Annotated in this window: 10 protein-coding genes and 1 tRNA gene; 1 reads left to right on the forward strand and 10 read right to left on the reverse strand. The window is 36.7% G+C overall.

What is annotated here, in order from left to right:
- Positions 1-19: 19 nt before the first annotated feature.
- The 10 genes from C3K47_RS06015 to C3K47_RS06060 form a co-directional block, all read right to left on the reverse strand.
- A complete protein-coding gene (locus tag C3K47_RS06015; protein WP_103788226.1) occupies positions 20-259 on the reverse strand; it encodes a hypothetical protein in 240 nt (79 codons plus the stop codon).
- A 177-nt stretch (positions 260-436) separates the two neighbouring features.
- Positions 437-2626: an amylo-alpha-1,6-glucosidase gene (locus C3K47_RS06020; protein ID WP_103788227.1), complete on the reverse strand. Its 2190-nt coding sequence runs from the start codon at positions 2624-2626 to the stop codon at positions 437-439.
- A gap of 55 nt (positions 2627-2681) precedes the next feature.
- Positions 2682-3776 carry a glycosyltransferase family 4 protein gene (locus C3K47_RS06025; RefSeq protein WP_103788228.1) on the reverse strand — a complete coding sequence of 365 codons (1095 nt, stop codon included), beginning with the start codon at positions 3774-3776 and terminating at the stop codon, positions 2682-2684.
- Between the two features lie 299 nt (positions 3777-4075).
- Positions 4076-4390, reverse strand: coding sequence for a hypothetical protein (locus C3K47_RS06030; protein WP_103788229.1), 315 nt, complete (start codon positions 4388-4390; stop codon positions 4076-4078).
- Positions 4356-4742, reverse strand: coding sequence for a hypothetical protein (locus tag C3K47_RS06035; RefSeq protein WP_103788230.1), 387 nt, complete (start codon positions 4740-4742; stop codon positions 4356-4358). The genes C3K47_RS06030 and C3K47_RS06035 overlap by 35 nt, the downstream gene beginning before the upstream one ends.
- A gap of 46 nt (positions 4743-4788) precedes the next feature.
- Positions 4789-7029: a translocation and assembly module lipoprotein TamL gene (gene tamL / locus C3K47_RS06040; RefSeq protein ID WP_165784648.1), complete on the reverse strand. Its 2241-nt coding sequence runs from the start codon at positions 7027-7029 to the stop codon at positions 4789-4791.
- Positions 7030-7104: 75 nt separating this feature from the next.
- A complete protein-coding gene (locus tag C3K47_RS06045; protein WP_103788232.1) occupies positions 7105-12162 on the reverse strand; it encodes a translocation/assembly module TamB domain-containing protein in 5058 nt (1685 codons plus the stop codon).
- A gap of 127 nt (positions 12163-12289) precedes the next feature.
- Positions 12290-16864 carry an ATP-binding protein gene (locus tag C3K47_RS06050; RefSeq protein ID WP_103788233.1) on the reverse strand — a complete coding sequence of 1525 codons (4575 nt, stop codon included), beginning with the start codon at positions 16862-16864 and terminating at the stop codon, positions 12290-12292.
- Positions 16861-17271, reverse strand: coding sequence for a response regulator (locus tag C3K47_RS06055; protein ID WP_103788234.1), 411 nt, complete (start codon positions 17269-17271; stop codon positions 16861-16863). The genes C3K47_RS06050 and C3K47_RS06055 overlap by 4 nt, the downstream gene beginning before the upstream one ends.
- 231 nt (positions 17272-17502) lie before the next feature.
- Positions 17503-17576: transfer RNA gene (locus tag C3K47_RS06060), tRNA-Arg, on the reverse strand.
- A 601-nt stretch (positions 17577-18177) separates the two neighbouring features.
- Between C3K47_RS06060 and C3K47_RS06065 the strand changes: the two genes are divergently transcribed.
- Complete coding sequence (locus C3K47_RS06065) at positions 18178-20370, forward strand: glutamine synthetase III family protein (RefSeq protein WP_103788235.1); 2193 nt, start codon at positions 18178-18180, stop codon at positions 20368-20370.
- The last annotated feature ends 77 nt before the right edge of the window (positions 20371-20447 follow it).

Raw genomic sequence — 20447 nt, forward strand, 5'->3', positions numbered from 1 at the left:
GTTTATATTTTTCTGGTGATTAAAAAGTTCGTTCAGACCGGTCGGGATCAATATTTTTGATATCCTCCAGGTTTTGGTTTTTATCGGGAACATTAACCGGGTCCTTTTTTGATGGAAATTCGCTTTCTTCTCTTTCCGATTGTGGGTCGCTTTCCGAATTGGTGCTTGACGTAGGGTTACTATATTTTTCTATAGGATCTGTTTTTTTGTAGGCAGCTTTACCTTTTTTTAAGGTGATCGGTTTTTTTTCACTTTTCATAATTAATCTGATTGAATAGCAATACAGGTAAAAAAACAATGCCATTAAATTAATAATGACCTGTCAGTTAATTACTTGCATTGTAAATCTATTTGCGCAATCAGTTCCTCAAATTGATTAGTTACGCGGGAAACCATTAGACACAGAAAAAGGCCATATAGGCCTTTCGCTTGTTAATTATTTGATCGTATATATTTCCCAATCATCAGGCTTTTCCTTAACGGTAATGCCGGCATCATGTTTATACCGATGTAATTCAAAAGATGCTTTTCCTTCACCAATATCAAGGTCGTCTATCGTTATGTGTTCTAAAAATGGTGGTAAACAAGGGCGTTTAAAAACTATTTTCTTTTCTAAAGCATTGATTTCCATATTTAAACATGCTTCTAAGAGCATAAAAACCGCTCCTACCGACCATGCTTGGGGTGAGCAAGCCACAGGATACGAAGTTGGGCCTTCTCCTTTTCGCCGGGTAAATCCACAGAATAATTCAGGCAACCGTTGAAGATCTATGAATATGGATGCATCGAACATTGCACCTACTAATTTGATGGTTTGTTCCTGTAAGCCATATTTGGAAAATCCACTGGCGATCATAGCCACATCATGTGGCCAAATAGAGCCGTTATGATAAGACATAGGGTTGTATCTTTTCTCACCCTTTGCGAGTGTACGGATTCCCCAGCCAGAGAACATATCATCTTGTAACAGGTTTTCCGCCATTCTAACGGCTTTATCATGGTCGGCAATCCTTGAAAACAGAGCATGTCCTGCATTGGATGACTTCACCTTACAGCATTTTTTCTCTCCATCCAAAGCCAGTACATACCAGCCAGTTTCATTATCCCAAAACTCCTTGTTAAACAATGTTTTGAGATCATTCGCTTCTTGTTTTAGTTTAATTGATAACTTTTTTTTTCCTAAAGCCGTAGCCAGCTCTGAAGCCTTTATTTTAGCATCATATACATAACCTTGAACTTCGCACAAGGCAATAGGTGGTACAGCCAAATCGCCTGAGGCATGAGAAATAGAATCATGTGAATCTTTCCATCCCTGATTAAACAAGCCATTAACACTTTTATGATTGTACTCCACAAAACTGTCTTCATCGTAATCGCCATATTTTTCAATCCATTCAAGCGCCTTTTCAACATAAGGCCACATCTCTTTTATAAATTCAATATCGGCCGTTCTTTTATAATAGGCTCCACATAAAACAATAAACAAGGGAGTCGAATCAACTGAACCGTAATATTGTTTAAATGGTATTTCATCACATTCAACCAGTTCTCCACCCCTGGTTTCATGTAAAATTTTTCCAGGTTCTGCATCCTGATAGGCATTTTCAACAGTGGCTTGATTATGTGCCAGAAAAGCGATGGTATCTCTGGCAATGTCTGGAGCAGCCCAAAGGGTTTCGAGCGCTGTGATTATTCCGTCTCTACCAAAGGCCGTGTTATACCATGGAACACCTGCATAAGGATATAAGCCATATTTGGTTTGGGCCAGTAATGATTTTAAATCCATTTGGGAGCGGTTGATCCAATGAGTAAATTGTTCATTAGAGGTGGAAATATGGGCAAATACCCCCTTTCCCTTTTCTAAATCATCTTTTAGCAAACTTTGGGCTTTATCATAACTGATATGCTGAGCAATATTTTCATTACCAATTACAAATCCTATATCATACTGTATGCTAATGCTACGGTGTGGTTTAAGCACTACATGATAAATGGCATTGGTTTGATGTTCCCAGTCATCCGGTTTTTCACTTAAACTAATAATGGTAGTTCTGATAATTTCATCCAAACCCTTATAACTAATAAAGATCTCATTTTTATCAGTATGCTTAATTTCAAATATTTCACCTCTTTTCTCTCTTTTTAATCCCCTTATTTCAAAGATGTCTTTAAAATCAGCGTGAAATTTTAGGGAAACAGGGAATTCATATATTTCTGCACCGTAATTAGTAATTGTAATCGTTTCGTAGCATTGCCCATTGCGCAAAAACTTTGACCGGCCTATATAAATAGCGTCTTTCGGGATGGAGGTTTTATTCTCCTTTTCAGAAAATAATATAGCAGGATTAGTAAGATCCACAGAAAGCAACTCATTCTCTTCTTTTATTGCCGAGCTTAACAGCAATGGACGCATGTTGTTGATCTTAAACTCGAGATTACTAATGAATCGTGTTCCCTGGTGATATAAACCCTGAACCTCCTCGCCTAGTTGCTTGATATCTCCCCATCGGTCGAAAATTCCAAACGTATCGGTTTGGTTCAGGATTTTTGTTCTGTCATCTGCATAAGATGAATTTGCTGAAATATAAAATTTATTTTCAAGCTGAATAATTGATTCAGGACTCATCGTTAGGTTGGATTGTGGGTGAGCAACACTAATTGATTATCTGATGAAACAATTGTTAACCGATCATTTTAATGCTGGGTTTGTTATGGGTCACACCGTTATGATGATTGTTTCTTCCTGTTATTGGGTTCTCGATTAGTTTCGAATAAATTTCCAAATATCGCTTTGCCATTCGTTCAACTGTAAACCGTTGTTCAAAAACTCGCCGGCATTCGGTTCTGGAAATCATTGAAATATTATTAACGGCTTTTATTGCATCCTGAATATCATTTACAATATAACCGGTTAAGCCATTGTCAATTATTTCAGGAACAGAGCCCCTATTAAAAGCAATTACCGGGGTTCCGTTGGCCATTGCTTCAATCATTACCATTCCAAAAGGCTCCGGCCAATCTATTGGGAACAATAAAGCTGTAGCGTTTGCTAAAAAGCTTTTCTTTTCAATTTCGTCAATTTCACCAATAAATTCAACTAATGGATGATCTAAGAGCCTGGCTATGTGAGTTTTAAAATACTCTTCATCCACTTTGTCAATTTTAGCGGCGATCTTAATCTTTGCTCCTACTTTTATGGCAATTTCAATTGCTCGATCCACTCTTTTTTCAGGGGAGATCCGGCCTAAAAATGCCAGGTAAGTTCCTTCCTGTGAATTCAACTGATGTAAATTTGCCGGTATTCCGTGATAAACGGTACCCATCCAGTTTACATTCGGTAATGGTTTACGCTGGTTATTTGAAATTGAAACCAAAGGAACATCCGAATATCGATCATAAAGTATGGGCAGATCCGGCAAATCCAGTCTTCCATGCAATGTGGTTACATGATTATAACTATTGCTGGCAGAAAACGGGAAGTGCAGATAATCAATATGAAAATGAATAATATCAAATTCATTTGCTCTTTTGGCCACATCATGCATCATTGCATAATGTCGGGCAAGCGGATCAAAGCAGTTTTTTTCAGACCGTAACCCTTGCTTGCTAAAAGAAACCAACTCCGCACTGGTTTCTGAATCTCCAGTAGCAAAAAGGGTTACATTATGGCCTTGGTTTACTAACTCTTCGGTAAGGTAGGATACTATTCGTTCTGTTCCTCCATATTTTTTAGGTGGGGTCGCCTCATACAGCGGCGCAACTTGTGCTATTCTCATTATCTGTTTCCTTTCTCATTAGCAATTTTTCATCTTGATAAATAATATACTCAAAGGAAGGTCCACCTATCCTGATTAAAAGAATAGAAATGGGGAAAGTAAGCAACGTGTTTTCTAAATATTTCAATTTAAAACCTAAAAATTGAAAAAAATAATCGAAACAAAATCAGTTGCTCTATTTAGTTATATTTAATGCTGAATATTCTTAAATTTTTACCTGGCAAAAAAGAATTGGATGAGGAATATTGTTTCCGGGTTAGGTTAAAATGTGCAATATGTTGCTTGTTTCGCTCTTGTTTTCAAGATATTAGACCTTTGGCAAAATGAGCTACTTTAGCTAATACTTTAAATTTTGTAAATCCTAATGCGGTAGTTGCAGCCAATGGCAATACAATTCGTAAATATCTTTTTATCAGTTCCTTTTTTTTAAATTTTTCCTCTGGTGTTCTGGCCGGAGAAACCAAGCTTATAATATTAGTAATAGGTTTAAACTTTAAACGGAGCGATTGCATTTCCATCTTCATTAACAGGCTATTTTCTTGCTGTAAACGCTGGATCCGTTCTTTTTCAGCCAGTAGTTCACTTAACGATGTTATTTTGTTCAGGGTGTTCATGATCCTTATTTTTAAGCATGATCTTGATAAAAAAGTTAACTAATCGCCGCTCTAAAACTGCTTCTTTGATAAAAAAGAAAACAATTGTAATCAGCAAATAAAGGCCGGCAACAATTAAAAAGCCGCACCAGAGCTGTTGAAGTAAATTACCAAGGTAAAAAGCAAGGGCTACACTGCAAAAAAGAATTACCGTAATTAAGCCTCCCAGCAATATGCCTCTGGTTATGCTATTGGCCAACGTTTTAGAAACATTTTCAACAATTTGAAGCGTCAGGTATTTTAATTTCAGATCGATCTTCTCTTTAAATTGTTCAACTAATAGCTCTAGTCTAAAGTCTTCATCAGTTTTCATATTATTATAGTTAGATGATTAACTATTAACAAAATATAAGCCCTTATCAGAAAGGATAGCCAATAGCAATATTCAGGATCAGGTTATCTTTTCTCCATTGCTTATTACCAAAATCAATTTCGTCAAATACCCAGCGTTGGCCTGCAGGTAACCAGGGTTTTCGAACAGGAACACCTGCATCAAACCGTAAAATAAATACCGAAGCATCAATTCTGATCCCCAAACCTATATCAGCGGCCAGCTCATTAAATACATGTCCGAATTTAAATTTACCACCAGGGAACTGTGGATTATTATTGATCAGCCAAATATTACCGGCATCGAAGAAAACAGCCCCTCGTACCACACTAAAAAGTTTTGCCCTTAACTCGGTATTGATCTCAAACTTTACATCACCAGCCTGATCGGGAAAAGAATCATCGGTTACTGGCGCAGTAGTTCCCGGTCCAAGGCTCCGAGGCCTGAATCCCCTCAAACTGTTGCTACCACCCGAATAGAATTGTTTAACATAAGGCATGGATAAAGAGTTGCCGTATGCATAGCCTAGGCCCATAAAAATGCGGCTAGCCCAGGTTATATTCGGATTTAAATTCCAGTAATTTCTGCCATCTAAATAAAACCTGGCGTATTGGGCATAAGGGGTTCCGAATATGGTTCCCGGTTTATCTGCTGATTCTTTACCAGGACTAAGCAATCCAATTAAATTTCCTGAAACATCAACATTGGCATTTAAGTAAAAATTATTGGGCCTTTTGGTCTCGAGTTGGTTGGTATAAACATAATTGTAATTCGTTCCAATGATAAACTGGCGCTGGAAGCTCATTTTAAGCGTTGGATCTGTCAGAAGCAAACTATCGAATTTAGCTGTAGTATTTGAGGGCTGAACAAAGTTGATTGAAACCAGGTTAAATGTATGCTCCTTGCGAGCTGCCTCTTTCCAGTTATAGCCGAATATTAATCCTGCAGAGTTTAATGTATAATAATCGGTTCGGTTAAGAATTTGGTAATTAAGTGTAATACGGGTTTTAGGAGCAAACGCCCCTGCCCTATTAATACGGGGTATTGGGGTTACAAAACGCGGAAACAATAACCCAGCTTCTGTGGTAAACGAGTAAGAGTTTAATGCTGGAGCACTCCCATTTAATTGTGTTTCAAACCCACCGGCAATACTTAAACTAAACTGTTCGGCACCTTTAAAAAAGTTGCGGTTGCGGGCGGTTGTTTTAATTTCTGATCCAACAAAGTTATTTGATTTGGAAGTTCCGGTAGCTTCGAGACGTAGGGATTTTTTAGGGAAAGGTGTTAGGTAAAAATCAGCATTTAATAGCCGGGATATTGAGTCTTGGTCGGTGAGTTGGAGTTTTACAAACTTAAAGGTGCCCAGGTTAACCAACCGGTTTAGTGAAAGATTATGATTGTTACGAGTATATAGTTCATTTGGCTTTAAAAAGATCGACCGGTCAAACGTGATTCGCCTGAATGATTTTGTAGGATCAATAACCGTGAAATCTTCGAATTTAGCCACACTATCGGCTTTTGTTGAGCTATCCTGATCGGCTGAATAGTTGGGATAAATTGTAACATCATTTATCTTATATGTTAACAACCCTTTCTCCGGAGAATTACTTTTTACCTTTATATAGAGGTTTACAGTGTTGTTCCTTTGCGTGCTATCAACCTGCACAATTAAATAATCGGGATTGAAATAGAAATAGCCTTTTTCCTTTAATTCGGCATCAATTCTTATGCGCTCTTCTTTGATCAGGTCAAAAATAAAAGGATCGCCTTTTTTTAATAAGGTTAGCTTGGCAGTTTGACTGATGGCAGTGTTCAACGAATCTGTATCAGCGGGGAAATTGATCTCGTTCAGTTTATAACGGGCGCCTGGATTTACGGTAAATGTCAATCTTACTTTCCGATGCTTATCCACAGTATCAGCACTCACTTTTGCATTAAAGTACCCCTGATTTTCAAGAAAATTAGTTAGCACCTCTACATTTCTGTTGATATTAACGGAACTAAACAACACTGCTGGCTCTCCGAATTTTTTCTTCAGAAAATAGTTTAACCCTTTACGTTTAGGCTCCTTCGCAATATTATACGCATACAGTTTTATACGCATACCCAGCATTTTACTGTTAGGTTGTGGGCGCACCATTTTCTCGAGAACTGATGATTTTATCTTGCTTTTGGTATGCTTTGCATATTTCACATTTACATCCGTAAACAACTTTTCGTTGGGCGGTAAATATTTAGTATTGCTACAGCCCGCAAGCACTATGCACATGATTGCCCAACACCACCTTGGCGATATCAATTGTAAAAATCTATCTGTAAACTGTTTGTGCATAAACTGTTTGATCTATTGCTCTTTTTTTAAGCTATCTGTTTCTTTTTGTCCCTGTTGTTTGTTTTTTCTTTTGATTGTTTTCTCCTGCTTTTCCTTATTGCCTTGAAATAACTCCCGAAACTTATTGTAATCCATGGTTAAGATAAAACCGAGCCCTGTTTCTATCACCTGTCCTTCTATTACACTTTCATATTCATCCTTTCGGTAAGCGCGCAAGCGATACCTTCCGTCTCTTGAGAGTTTGTATTCTACCGATACATCGCCTGCAATGTTGGTTGATTTACGTCCTTCAACATCCTGACCTTCTAAGCCAAAGTTGCTTCCTACATAAACCGTTGTTCGCCCTCCAAAAAGTTCTTTTGAAAGACCCACATTTAAATCCGTTCTGTTTTCCATCTTCCCCGTTGAATAATCCTCTTCGCTCTGCAGGTCGAAGGTCAGGTCCACACCTTTTATCAGGTCACCTGCTAAATCGTTCAATTGCTGACTTAAAATTTTGCTGGCACTTTGGCGTGCGATACTCTCAACACCACCGCCCCCCGAAGATTCTAAACTGCTGAATGGGTCGGATGCCACAAAACGGTTCATCAGTAATAAACCAAGTACTTGCTTGTTCAGTTCCGATTCTTCAATATTTATCTGTTTTATCCGATTGTAAACCGTGCTACTAATAGCATAACGGCTCCGTTCTTCTTCAGGCATATCCAATTCAAAGGCAATCTCCGGATGCATCAGTTCCTCTTTGATCTTCAGCTTTATTTCAAAAGGCAACTTTTGTTTGTACTTATTTTTATCGGCAGCATTGGTACTATTGGCCACCTGATTTTCAAAAAGCTCCATTGCTGATGTTTCGAGGTTATAAACGGCAGTTATATCAATATTAGCTGAAGTGGGCTCTCCCGTCCAGGTAATGCTGCTTCCTTCTTCTATATCAAACTTCCTACGCATTATACCAGAAAGTGAAAGTTCATATGAACCTTCGCTGATGATATAGGTGCCGGTTAAGCTAAGTTTGCCGCTTAAATCCATAGTGGCGTTTAATTGTGCAGTGCCTTTTACCAGTAAGTTATCACCGCTTTGTTGATCAACAATCAGGTGCAGCGATGCATCTTTATCAATTTCGATGTTTGCGCTGAGTTCAAACCCTTTAAAAGTAGTTTTGGTGGTCTTCTTATTTACATCTTCATAGGTAAGTGTAATTCCTTTTCTAACCAGGTCCATATCAACAAATTCTATTACGCCCTCTCGATCTTCCATATCGGGTGTGGCCGATGGTAAAACAACGTTAAGAATTGATTTTTCACGGAGTTTTACATCCATTGCTACTTTGGGCAGATCAGCAGTTCCGGTAATTTTAATATCGCTATCAACGTATACAGGCCCGTAATAAAGTTCATCATTACTTTGCTTGGTATTTAAAACCCGAAAGTTGCGAGTGGCCACATTCAGATCGAAACGATAGTCTCTATAATTTTGGGTATAAACCGATCCGTCAATTACTGCCTCATTTTGGGCTGAATCCTGAACAGTAAACTCGTTAAAATGGATGCCTTCCGAATTGAATGCGATCTTTTCATCGGGCAGTGTGAAATAGGAATTGATTTGAGTGATGGTAAAAGCTGCCTGTTTAAAATTGATCGAACCATTTAAATTGGGTTTATCCACAGATCCATTTATTAGCAGATCGCCATTTATTGAACCTTTAGTATTTGCAAGCTGCCCAAAGGTAAAGCCTTCAATACTGTTCAGGTTTAAATTGCCTATAGCCAGTTTCAAATCAAATGAGCTTTGTGGCCCAGTAAAATAGTTTCCGTTAAGGTTAAGATCATTACCAGCTCCCGAAATAGTTACATCAGTGGCAAAGGCATTTGATTGTTTATTATTTACTTTGATGTTTACGTCCCCCACTTTGCCGGATCTGAAACTGAATTTTGAAACTGTGAGATCACTAACAAAAACAGGTGTTGATGACGTGTTCTCAATAACTACATTGCCATTTAATACACCAGTTGCAAGAGCGCTATCCTGATCAGCGAATTTGGTAAGGGTTTGCAAATCGAAGCTGTTGAAGTTGATCTCAATCGGTGAATTGGCATTCTGACCTGTACTATTTGCCTTAATAGATTGCCCTTGTCTGGAAATCTCAAGGTTATTTACCAATAAGCCTGCTTTCGAACTACTCAGATTATTGTTTTCAGCCACTTGCCAGGGTTCATAATTAAGTAATAAATGTTCTCCGAGACTAAATTCCATCAAATTTGGCAGGGATCTTAATATGCCCGACAAAAAGTACTTTTCCTTTTGCTTTCCGTCTTTAATACTTAAGCTTGCTGTAAATTCATTGTTTTGCGCAGCGCCGCTCAGCAGGGTTTTGCGGAGCGTAAGTTGTGGATGTGCAAGTTTCTCAAAAGATGTATTGTAGCTCAGTTTTCCCGAATCAGTATTGATATTAAACTTTAAACTATCTAATTCTATAGCCTGATAAACAGTTAAAGGAAAATTTCCTTTTAATTCTATTTGCCGCGTGGAGGTATTTAGTTTTCCCGAAATAGTGCCATCTTCAAATCGTTTCAAATCAGGTAAGAGTTCTTTTATAAACTTTGGCTGCATTATGTGGGCTTTAAGCTCTAAATATTGTGGAACCAGTTTTCTGGCATACGTAGTACTATCTTTCTTAAAGTAGTAATCAATCGTATTCTGAAGAGACTCTCCCAATTTCGATAATTGATATTTTCCTTTTATTGAAGCTTTAATTACCGGCGACTGTAAATAAATGCTATTGCTATCGGATGTACTTATTGCAGTTAGCATAATGGAGTCGATAGGAAAAGAAGCATGATCCTTAAGCACTAAGAAATTGATCAGGTCAACTCTTCCATTTAAGTGATCCAGGTCTGCCACAGGAAGATCAGCAATAATTTCACCTCTGAATTTTATTGCATCACTGCTTAGATTTAGCGCTTTTAGATCCATGCTATCAATCGTTCCGTTTAAGTTAACAGCCGGATATTTACCGTTAAGATCGGCGCCAGCGCCAAGATTAAATGCAATATTAGGATCAGCAATAGTTGTTCTTATATTAATAACTTTAGACCTGATTGAACCGTCAAGACTTAGATTTTTATAAGAATACCCATACATATCAATCTTTGATACAGTGCCTTTTAAATTAGCATTGGCCGTATTAAGTGATGTTCCGGAGCCATTTAATGAAGCTACCAAGCTAACCTTACCCAATGTTTTTTCTTGTTTTAAAAGGTAGCCAAGATCTAACTGCTTAATGTTTAATAGAGAATTATAAACCTCATAACCTTTTTTACCACTGTCTTTAATTTTTGCATTTAATTGAACATTTCCCGAAGTACTTGTAAGATTCAGTGAAGTGGTAAAATCAGTTAATGCACCCGAAAAATTCCCTTTCAAACTTAAAAGAGCAGGATAGTTAAACGTAGTTGGGAGCATTTTCGCAGGTACGAGGTTGAAGATATCGGTTCGGCTGGTTTTAAACTCCTTTAAATTGATGGCGAAACGGCCTTTATTCACTTCTGGCAATCCAATGAGATGTGCATCCAAAGAAAGCAAAGTTTGTGAACCGGTTTTTAATAACAGATTTCGAATCAACAGGTTGTCAACCCTGCCATTTACCTGGGCTTCCAAATTAACCGACAACTTATCCGGGTTTTTAACAGCCAAATTCGGCATGAAATATAAAACATCCTGAACCCCTAGTTTGAATTGATGGATATCGGCCTTTATGCCGAGCAAAGCAATATTTTTTGAAACAGTTTCAATTGAAGGGTAGCTAAGGGCTATATCTGTTTTAATAGAAGTATGAGGAGATACGAATTCGAGTTCCTTCACAGAGGCCTGCTTGTCATCATAATTAAAGTCGCCAGATAGTTTGTACAATTTAAAACCGCATTGCTCACTCATCGACAGATCAGTTAAATTAGCTTGCAGGCCCTTTTCTGAATAAAGCAGTTGTTTAGCAGTTATATTTAAGTTGCTGATCTGTATGTGGTTATAATCTATTCCTTTTTTTAGATGCTGAATAGCATTGTTGTCATATTGTAAAGCGGTCTGTTGAATATTAAAATCATCCACTTTAACTTCCCAAGGTTTAGTTGGCGGGCTGTTATTCTTTTCAGGTACTTTCTGTTGGGTTGCTGGTTTTTGGTTGGTAATGAAAACTCCCGAACTCTGATCAAGAGAAATAGAATTAATGTTTACTAGTTGGTGGTTAAGATCAATTTCATTTATATCTGCCTTAAAAGTGCCAATTTTCAGTCCTGCCGCTGTTTTTGAACCGGCATCTTTATAATAAAGGTCAATGCTAGATAGCGCAATGTTTTTAATGTCGAACATTGGTAAAGGTTCGGATTTAACATTTGTTTTTATTTCATCAGGTGGATACGTAATAAATCCTGGTGATTGAAAATAATGGCCGTACACTTTATCAATTTTAAGCTCTTTTAAACGATAGGTAGGCTTTTCGAAATCAAGCTCCTTAAAACCCGCTTTTAAATTACTGAGCCGCAGTTCTGCATCAATACCGCTACCCTCATCATCAAATGTTAAATAAATACGTTGCAGCTGAATGGTGCCTATTGAAAATTTATAGGGATCAGTTTTACTGGTGTCTGCTTCTTTAACCTTATCTTCTGAAAAGGATTTAACAATAAAATCATAATTGAAGGTGGTATCAGGTGCCTTTCGATAAACATGGGCGGTTACATCATTAAGGTGTGCTTCCTGAATATCAATCTTATGATTGAGGAGCTTTAAAATGCTAATGTTAACTATCAACTCTCCAGCATATAAAAGAGTATCTTTCTTTCGGTCTTCAATATAAAACCCCTTTATGGCAATGCTTTTAGGAAAGTTTAGATGAATGGAAGCGAGCCGTACCTCGGTTTTTGTTTTGTTCTTAAGATATGTAACAGCCTTATTTTTTACCAGGTTTTGAACGGCAGGGACGTACAGTACCAGCGAAACAATAAGCAATAAAACAGCGATTATGGAAAATATCCATAACACAATTTTTAACAACTGTTTTAATGTTTTTCTCAAGAATAAGCTTCTATAAAAAGGTATGTGACAAATAATGTGCTAATTGTAAATAGAAGTGCATATTATTTAGCGGCAGACATATTTTAATTGTGGAAAATTAGCAACAAAAATGTAACTCAGCTGAATTTTAGTATGGTAGCCAAATTGTAAATACAGCTCCCTGGTTATTTATTGATTCGGCCAGTATAAATCCTTTATGATTTTCAATGATCTTACTGACAATACTTAATCCTACTCCGGTTCCGGTGTATTCGGTTTGAGCATGGAGGCGCTGAAAAAGTTGAAATATTTGCTCACTATATTCACCTTCGAATCCTATTCCGTTATCAGTAAACTTAATCTCCACATATTGCCTACCCATTTCAATCCTATCGGCAAAATACATCTCATTTCCATTAACAATTCGGGTATTGATAATTATTACTGGTGAATCTATTGAAAATTTAAGTGAATTGCTGATAATATTGGTGAATAACTGTTGCATTTGAATAGGCACAGCCCGGATAACCGGTAATATATCTGATATTATCTCCGCATGTTTTTCTTCCATCATCAACTCAAAATCGAATTTAACCTTTTCCAGAATTTGGTTGAGATCAGTTTCCTGAAAAGCATCTGTTCCTTGCGAAAGACGAGAGTAATCAAGCACACTTTGAATAAGCTGTGACATACGTTTTGAGGAGGAGCTTATTTTTTCGAAATACCTTTTCCTTAATTCGGCATTGTCGAGATCTTTTTCCAATAACATAATAAAGGTTTGAATTTTACGGAGTGGCTCCTGCAAATCATGACTTGCTATATAGTTAAATGATTCTAATTCTTTATTTATTCGCTCCAACTCCTCGTTTTTATGCTCCAAAAGTATTTCTGAATGAACAATATCCGTTACGTTCCGTGACATTATAATAACCCCTTCAATTTTATTTTTAATGATCAATGGCATAAAATAACTGTCGATAAAATCGTGGGGAATATTTACCGAAGGACGTTTATCCAAATGCACAATCTCACCCCTTAAGGCTTTTAAAATGCTAAAGTGCTTTTCGGTATTCTTTACGGCCGGAGTAACTTCAAAAAGATTTTTATGTGCTATTTGATCTCTGGAGAGACCCAGACTAATTTCGAACTTTTTATTAACGGTTATATAATTCAGATGTTTATCCACAACAGATATTAATTCGACCGAAGAATCAATTATTTGTTGCAGGAATAACCTTGTAAAATCAAGTTCTTCGTTCTTTTCCTTAAGTTTTTCAGCCGAACGTACAAACGTTGAATTATCATGCGCTACCATAAGAACTGCATAAACTTCATCTTTCGGAGTAAGCAGTGGTATCAGGAAATTCTCATAAAATGTTCCGGTAATTTCTGATTGATAAACCTCGTTGTGTAATGTTTTACCATTTATTGCCTTTTGTAAATCTTTGTACATTTTAGTTTTTTCAAATCCAGGAGAGATTTCCAGTATTTTCTTCCCTACTACATCTTTTTCTTCCTTCTTTAAAAAACTAAGGGCGGGTTTGTTAATAGAAACCACTCTCATTTCTGTATCGTAAACAACAATAAAATCAAAAGTCGAATCAAAAACCTTTTTTATAAGGTCATTTTGCTGATGAAGCAATAAGTTTTGATTATTAAGTTCAAGTGTTCGGTCTTTTACCGTATTCTCTAATGTTACAGCAAATTCTTTTTGAGCATTAATATCTGTGGCTGTACCGTACCATTTAATAACATTCCCATCCTCATTTACCTGTGGATAGGCTCGACTTAAATGCCATTTATATGAATTATCAGTCATTTTCAAACGATGCTCTTGCTCATAAACTGCATGATTTGAAAATGCTTTATTCCATGTATCAACAGTTTTTTCTAAATCATCAGGGTGAATAATATCTTCCCAGTTCCAAACATTGTTAGTGTTTTTACCTCCAACCTTATAATCGTTGATACGGTTATTATAGTACGATACCTCACCATTCGCATCTGCGATCCAAACCAATTGAGGCATTGCATTGGCCATTGTGTTTAATTGCATTTCCCGTTCTTCCAACTGGGTTTTGCTTTCTTCCATTTTCTTTCGGGCAATTACCGAAGCTGTAGTTTCCACCACATGTACCATTAAATCAGTAACATTTCCTACTTCATCTTTTATCGGATGGATCACAAAATCATAGTATCCCTGTTTATCTTGCCCCTTATCTTTAAGTGTAGCTTTAAACTCATGGCCGGTATAGGTTTCTTTGGATGAATAAACCAGCTCGAATATTTCATAAATACCTTGGTCGGCTGCTTCGGGGAAAACCTCTTTAACACTATGGCCGATCAATTCCTCTTCAGTTCGTCCAAATAACTTTTGATAAAGCATATTCGCAAGAGTGTAAATAAGTTCAGGGCCATGAAATAGAGCAATGGCGGCCGGAGCCTGCATCAAAAATCTTTTTAGGTTTTCTTCTACCTGGCTTCTCTTATTTGCAATGGTTAATTGCGACTTAATACGGGCAATCAACTCTTTTGAAGCAAAAGGTTTAACTAAATAATCATCAGCGCCGGTTTCAAATCCCTCAATCCGCGACTCTTCTCCGGCCCTTGCGGTAAGCAATACAACTGGGATATGGGTAGTTCCTTTATTTTGCTTAATTAATTTTGTCAACTCAATGCCATTTACTTCCGGCATCATTATATCACTTAAAATTAATGAAGGCTGAACTTTTGTTGCCAGTTCAAATGCTTCCTTTCCATTACTAGCCATAACAACATTAAAGTCCTTTCTTAATAAGAATTGAAGATGCCTGCGCATATCGGCATTATCATCTACAACTAAAATGGTGGGCGCCTGATTACTGGTCTGGAAAGTTAATACTGGATCATTGTCAGACTGATTAATTATCGAGTTGATTTCATTTAAAAATTGGTCGGCGAATGTCTCATCAATGTTTTGATCAAATTCTGACAGGTGTTCTGTTGCTAAATGACCTTTAACTATTGGAATACTTACTGTGAAAATACTTCCATGCCCAAATTTACTTTTAACTGAAATGGTACCATCATGCAGTTTTATCAATTCTTTAATCAGTGACAAACCAATACCGGTTCCTTCATATGTTCTACCTTGTGTATGTTCAACCCGATGGAATCTTTCAAACATAAATGGCAGCTCTTTTTCCGGAATTCCCACTCCTGTATCTTTAACTTCGAGGACTAACTTCTTTTTTTTTGTATAAAGATTAATGGTTATAGTACCGTGTAATGTGAATTTAAAGGCGTTCGACAATAAGTTAAAGACCACCTTTTCCCACATTTGCTTATCAATAAGCACATTTTTGATCCCATCTTCGATTAAAATTTTAAACTGGAGACCGCCATTTTCAATAATTGACCTGAAATTGGAAGCCAGGTTTTCAGTAAATGCAGCAATATCTGTTTGCACAAAATTGGCTTTCTGTTGATTGCTTTCTATACGGCTAAAATCCAGTAAATTATTTACCAGTTTGTGCAAACGCATCGCATTGCGATGTGAGATTTCAAGCCGGTCTTGGTTTGCAGGAATTGTCTGGGGATCTTTCAGAGCCTCTTCAATACTTCCGAGAATCAGCGTCAGCGGTGTGCGAAATTCATGACTAATGTTTGAAAAAAACACCGTTTTGGCTTTATCGATCTCCTCCAGTCTTTCCGCCCGCTTTCGTTCTTCTTCAATGGCGTTGGCCGTATTAATGGCATTTGATACTTGTGATGAAAGTAATTCGAAAAAATCGGTGTATTTATCATCAAATTTGATCCTCGAGCTAATCCCACAAATTAATATTCCAGCCATATCATTTTGCTTTTTTCCTTGAATGGGTATTAAAACAGAAGAATTTGGAGCATCAGACCAAGGTCCTTGAGGAACTTCCCTGAATAAAGACTGGATATTTTCCTGCAAATGAGTTTTTCCGGTTTCAAGTACTGATGAAAAATTCCAACCATCATTTTGCCTTAGCTGTTGAATATTTACCTGTACAGGACTTATTAATTCATCTTCCTTTAAATTTGATACAGCTGCCAGAAGTAATTCTTTTTTATCATCCGATAAAAGATAGAAAATGGCAAAGGGAATATCTTTAGAATAAAACGTTAAAGTATCGGCTGCAATTACACAGGCCTCTTTTTGTGTGCGGGCCTCAAATGATTTTGCAGCCAGATCGCGAAGCAGGGCTATTCTTCGTTCGCCGATTATTTGAGCAGTAATTTCATTCACTGTTGCCAAAACACCGCCAATTCCGTTAGTGGCCTCAGGGTCAGGCACCGGGCTGTATGCAATGGTAAAATGAGTTTCTTCAAAAAAACCTTTACGGTTAACTTCTAATAAGATATCATCCATCCAGGTAGCAGGTCCTCCGCGAAAAGGAGTTTCAATCAAGGTGCCTATAACTTCCCATATTTCTGTCCAGCATTCTTTAGCCGGTTGTCCTAAAGCCTTTGGATGTTTTAAACCAGGGATGGGTATATAGGCATCATTATAAATTTGTATAAAATCCTTTCCCCACCATAATAATAGAGGAAATCGGTTGGCTAGCATCATGCTAACAATACTCTTATGGCTGTCTGACCATTTTTCCAATGGCCCCAACGGAGTTTTACTCCAATCGAAACTTCTTATTAACGCCCCCATTTCTCCGCCATTCAATAAAAAAATAGTAGCGTTCTTATTGCTCTGCTTTTTCATTTATTGGGAAGCAGTTGAATATTTAAAAAGATTTCACAAAGTTTATTTTGTAAATCGGCAATACTTACCTCTTTTTTTATGAAACCGCAAGCTCCCGAATTTATACACTCTTCCACTATCGGCGGTTCGGCTGATGTAGAGTACATATATATAGGTATATGCTTTAAGTGGGGAATTTTTTTTATCTCCTTCAAACATTGAATACCATTCATCCGCGGCATATTTATATCTATGAAGATAAAATTGGGTGAAAAATCAGCATCGTCATTGATTTTTTGAAGGGCATAAAATCCATCTAGTGCAAATACACATTCAGCTAAAGGCAGAATATCTTCAAGTGCAATAGAAAAAACTTCATGATCATCAACGTCATCGTCAATTAAGAAGATTAATAATTTCTCTTGCATGTAGGTGCAGTTTTGAAAGGTAATTAGATCGATTAATTCAACTCAACTTTTGAATTTACAGAAATTTAGCTACAAATGACATTGATTTTCAACAATAGACTATTAATCAGGGATTTCAGGAAGTGAGAAATTATTGAAAGGTGTATTTAAGAAGTGTGGCTTAATAGCAGAATACAGACAAATAAAAAACCCTTGTGAATTTTAATCTACAAGGGTTATAAAGATTAGTTGTACACCCATCAGGATTCGAACCTGAGACCGACGGTTTAGAAAACCGTTGCTCTATCCAGCTGAGCTATGGGTGCAGCTCCTTAAAGCGAGTGCAAATTAAATAAATAATCCTTATAAATAAAAACACAAAGCAGCATTGATGGGCTATTTAGCTAGTTCTCAGTTATAAAAAATGCAATTGCTTAGTTTTCGCCCTCAATTTATATTTTATTCCTTTTCTCCAAATTTTATCAAATCAATCTATTTTTTTATTAAAAAAGCTTAATAGCATGGATTTTTTCATAAATAATTATCCTTTATCAATTAATTATCTGGTTTATAAAAATTACCAAAAAATGAAAAAATGTGGATGGGTATTTAAGCTTATTTATATGAATTTGATAAAATTATACTTAGTTGCTATTAATAATTATACTGTTTGAAATAAAATGTATCAAAATTATCAATACGAGCTTTAGATTTTTGACTAAATACTCAAAATCATCCTTTCAACAAAAAAGAGAATCTTTAACCTGATAAATATCAATTTTTATATTTTTTTTAATGACAAAACAGGAATTATTTCAATTTTTATCAAAAAATTATAAAAAAAATCGAAAAATCTCTTGCAAAAATAAATCATTAAACTATTTTTGTCTTGAAACAACACAAAATCTAACTTAAATTATAAAAAGAATGTCTCTACTTCGTTTTAAAGCATTAGAAGCTGCCATGAGCAGACCAGTTGTTAGAGTTACTCCTCCATCAACAAAAATTTCTGATTTCTTCGGGTCAAATGTTTTTGATAAGAACAAAATGAAAGAATTTCTTTCAAAAGAGGCTTATCAAAGTGTAATGAGTTCTATCGAATTAGGTATACCTGTTGATAGAACCATGGCTGAGCAAATTGCTGCTGGTTTAAAATCATGGTCAATGGGTAGAGGTGTTACTCACTATACACACTGGTTCCAACCTTTAACTGGTACTACTGCTGAAAAACACGATTCATTCTTTGAGCCTACTGCGGATGGTAAGGCAATTGAGAAATTTAGCGGAGATGCTTTAGTTCAACAAGAACCTGATGCTTCTTCGTTCCCTAACGGTGGTATCCGTTCAACTTTCGAAGCTCGTGGTTATACTGCCTGGGATCCATCTTCTCCAGCTTTCATCATGGAAAGTGGTTCAGGTTTAACCTTATGTATTCCTACTGTATTTGTTTCTTATACCGGTGAAGCGCTTGATTTTAAAGCTCCTTTATTAAAAGCCTTAAACTCTTTAGATAAAGCAGCTACAGCAGTTTGTCAGTATTTCGACAAAGCGGTAACTAAAGTAAATTCATCTTTAGGTATTGAACAAGAGTATTTTGTTGTTGATGAAGATCTATTCTTCGCTCGTCCTGACTTAGTAGCAACAGGTCGTACATTGTTTGGTCATGAGTCGGCTCGTAACCAACAATTAGAAGACCACTATTTTGGTTCAATTCCTGAGCGTGTATATGCCTTCATGTTAGATTTTGAAACAGAAGCTTTAAAATTAGGTATTCCATTAAAAACTCGTCACAATGAGGTGGCTCCTGGCCAGTTCGAGTGTGCTCCTATTTACGAAGAGATCAACTTAGCTATTGACCACAACCAATTGTTGATGGATCTGATGGATAAAGTTGCTCGTCGTCATAAACTTAAAGTTTTATTACACGAAAAACCATTTGCTGGAATCAATGGTTCTGGTAAGCACAATAACTGGTCATTGATTACAAATACCGGTAAAAACTTATTAGCTCCGGGTAAAACGCCTAAAAACAACTTAATGTTCTTAACATTCTTTGTTAATACCGTTAAAGCTGTTCATAACCATGCTGATTTATTACGCTCATCAATTGCTTCAGTTAACAATGACCACCGTTTAGGTGCTAACGAAGCTCCTCCTGCAATTATCTCTATTTTCTTAGGTGAGCAATTAAACGAGGTATTAGATGAGATCGAATCATCACATGTTGTTAACCGTAAGAAAAAAGATCTTTCTGGCGCTTTAGGTTTGAATATTCCTAAAATCCCTCAGATCTTATTAGATAATACCGACCGTAACCGTACTTCTCCATTCGCCTTCACAGGAAACAAATTTGAATTCCGTGCTGTAGGTTCATCAGCTAACTCTGCTGCGCCAATGACTGTATTAAATGCAATTGTTGCTGAGCAGTTAACCATTTTCAAGCAAGATGTAGACAAATTGGTTAAGAAAGGTGAGAAAAAAGATGTGGCGATCATGAAAATTATTCGTCAATACATCAAAGAATCTAAAAGCATTCGTTTTGAAGGTAACGGTTATAGCGATGAGTGGGCACAGGAAGCTGCTTCTCGTGGCTTATCAAACATCAAAACTACTCCAAAAGCGTTAGATGTTTTAATAACTGAAAAAACCGCTGAGTTATTCGAGAAACAACACATCTTCACTGAGCGCGAATTACATGCTCGTCATGAGATCTTCTTAGAAAACTATACTAAGAAAATCCAAATTGAAGCACGTATCATGGGAGATCTTGTAACCAGCCAAATTATTCCTGCTGCGTTAAACTATCAAACCAGATTGATCGATAACGTTAAAGGTTTAAAAGAAATTGGCTTAAACGGTGCTTTATCAGCTAGCCAGTTAGAGATCATTACTGAAATTTCTGAGCGGGTTTCTACAATCAAAAAAGCTGTTTACGATATGATCGAAGCACGTAAAAAGGCTAACGTATTAACTGATGCACGTGAAATGGCTATCGCTTACGATGAAAAAGTAAAATCTTTCTTTGAAACGATCCGTTACCATGTTGATAAATTAGAGCTTATCGTTGATGATGCTCAATGGCCTTTGCCTAAGTTCCGCGAATTGTTATTTATTAAATAATAATTTGAATTATAAGTTTTAAATCCTTGTCAATTTAAATATTGGCAAGGGTTTTTTGTTTAAATTCAGCTAAAACG

The organism is Solitalea longa, assembly GCF_002920915.1.
In the GTDB taxonomy this organism is placed as follows: domain Bacteria; phylum Bacteroidota; class Bacteroidia; order Sphingobacteriales; family Sphingobacteriaceae; genus Solitalea; species Solitalea longa.